Source organism: uncultured Anaerotruncus sp., from assembly GCF_902490045.1.
In the GTDB taxonomy this organism is placed as follows: domain Bacteria; phylum Bacillota; class Clostridia; order Oscillospirales; family Ruminococcaceae; genus Anaerotruncus.
Window position 1 is genome coordinate 1 of sequence record NZ_CABUCJ010000202.1, and the last position, 2,052, is coordinate 2,052.

2 protein-coding genes are annotated in these 2,052 nt (G+C 67.8%); both read right to left on the reverse strand.

Features of this window, described 5'->3' with window-relative positions:
• Nucleotides 1–107: 107 nt before the first annotated feature.
• Entirely contained in the window at nt 108–1,583 is a 1,476-nt protein-coding gene (gene malQ, locus RDM88_RS12690; protein ID WP_374045471.1) for a 4-alpha-glucanotransferase, read from the reverse strand.
• A 61-nt stretch (nt 1,584–1,644) separates the two neighbouring features.
• On the reverse strand, nt 1,645–2,052 hold a 408-nt coding region (locus RDM88_RS12695), incomplete at its 5' end, for a substrate-binding domain-containing protein (RefSeq protein ID WP_308755189.1).

Below are 2,052 nucleotides of genomic sequence, written 5' to 3' on the forward strand. Positions count from 1 at the left end.
CCGCCGTGTAGAGCTGCTTCGCGTCCGCCGCGTCCGGCGTCACGCCGAAGTCGAGCCGCAGAAGCTCGCCGATCTTTTCTTCAAAACGGTCCATACGGTCCCTCCTGTTATCGCCCGTAGAGCTCGGCGAGCTCCCGGAGTTTGTGCGCCATCCCGGGCGTCAGCCGCCCTTCGTCGAGCCGCCAGCGCCAGTTGTCCCCGATCGTCGAGGGGGTGTTCATGCGGGCCTCGTTGCCGAGCCCGAGCAGGTCCTGCATCTGGAAGACGGCGGTGTCCGCGCTGCTCGCGTAGCCCGCGCGGATGAGCGCCCACGGGATCTCCCGGCTGCGCCGCACCCCCAGGTAGGCGCGCGCGAATCGCAGCACCTTTCGCGGCTGGTGGGCGAAAAAGCCCGCCAGCGTCTCGTTGTCGTGGGTGCCGCCGTAGACGACGACGTTCTTGTCGTAGTGGCAGGGGAGGTACTCGTTGTCCGGGCCGGAATCGAACCCGAACTGCATGAGCTTCATGCCGGGATAGCCGCTTTTGCGGAGCATGCGGCCGACCTCGGGGATGACGATGCCCAAATCCTCGGCGATGACCCGCCTGCCCCCCATGACGCTTGAAATCGCCGCGAGGAGCCCCTCGCCCGGGCCGTCGACCCACACGCCGTTTTTGGCGGTGTCCTCCCCGGCGGGAATCGAATAGTAGTGGGCGATGCCCACGAAGTGGTCGATGCGCACGACGTCGTAGAGCTCGGAGGAAAACTTCATCCGCAGCTTCCACCAGGCGTAGTCCTCCCGCGCCATCCGCTCCCAGTCGTAGAGCGGGTTGCCCCACAGCTGGCCGTCGGAGGAGAACATGTCGGGCGGCACCCCTGCCACCCTGCTGGGGCGGCGCTGCCCGTCGAGCTGGAACTGCTCGGGGTGCGCCCACACGTCGGCGCTGTCAAGCGCGACATAGATGGGGATGTCCCCGATGATCTCGACGCCGAGCCCGTTGGCGTAGGACTTGAGCGCCCGCCACTGCTCGAAGAACTTGAACTGGCAGAACTTCCAGAAGGCGGTCTCCTCCGCGAGCTCCCGCCCGCAGCGCGCGAGGGCCTCCGGCTCCCGCATGCGGATATCCTCCGGCCACCGCAGCCACTCGTGCCCGCCGAAGTGCATCTTGACCGCCATGTAGAGGCTGTAGTCCTCCAGCCAGACGGCGTTTTCCCCGCAGAACGCCCGGTAGGCGGGGGTATCCGCGTGGCGGCTGCGCCGGAAGGCGGCGTGCAGCACGTTGAAGCGGTGCCTGTAGATTTTGGCGTAGTCGACCGCGGCGGGGTCGTCCCCCCAATCGCAGGCGGCGATCTCCCCGCCGGTCAGCAGCCCCTCCCGCTCGAGCAGGTCGAGGTCGATGAAATAGGGGTTTCCCGCGAAGGCGGAAAAGCTCTGGTAGGGGCTGTCGCCATAGCTGGTCGGCCCGAGCGGCAGCACCTGCCAGTAGCGCTGGCCGGCGTCGCGCAGGAAGTCGACGAACGCGTAAGCCGCGCGGCCGAAGGTGCCGATCCCATGGGGGGAGGGCAGGCTCGTCACCGGCAGCAGGACGCCCGCGCCGCGGCGCATGGGCTTTTGTCTTCGGATGTTCAATCGTTCCGCCTCCGTTTGGTGGATTGCTTTCGCCCGGTCAGAGCGTCCGGACGCTCTCCCCCTCGATCAGCTCAAAGGGGGCGGTCTCGTGGACGGCGTCGCCGCCGTTCTCGATGCTGTTGATGAGGATTTCCACGCCGCGCACCGCCAGCCGCTCCTGCGACTGCTTGACAGTGGCGAGCTTGGGGTTGTAGTATTCCGCCAGCTCCACGCCGTCGAACCCGACGACCGAAAGGTCGCGCGGGACCTCGAGCCCCCGGTCCCGGAGGGCGCGGATGGCGCCCACAGCCATCACGTCGCTCATCGCGAAGACGGCGGTGAGCCCGGACGCCCGGTCGAGCAGCCGGCCCATTGCGCGGTAGGCGCTCGCGTAGGCGAAGCGCGCCTTCTCGTACTGTCTTTCGCGGTCGAAGGAGATCCCGCGCGCCGCGAAGCTGTGCAGACA

Excerpts from the sequence above, each read along its gene's own strand:
- malQ (WP_374045471.1), bottom strand. The coding sequence starts at position 1,583 with ATGCGCCGCGGCGCGGGCGTCCTGCTGCCGGTGACGAGCCTGCCCTCC.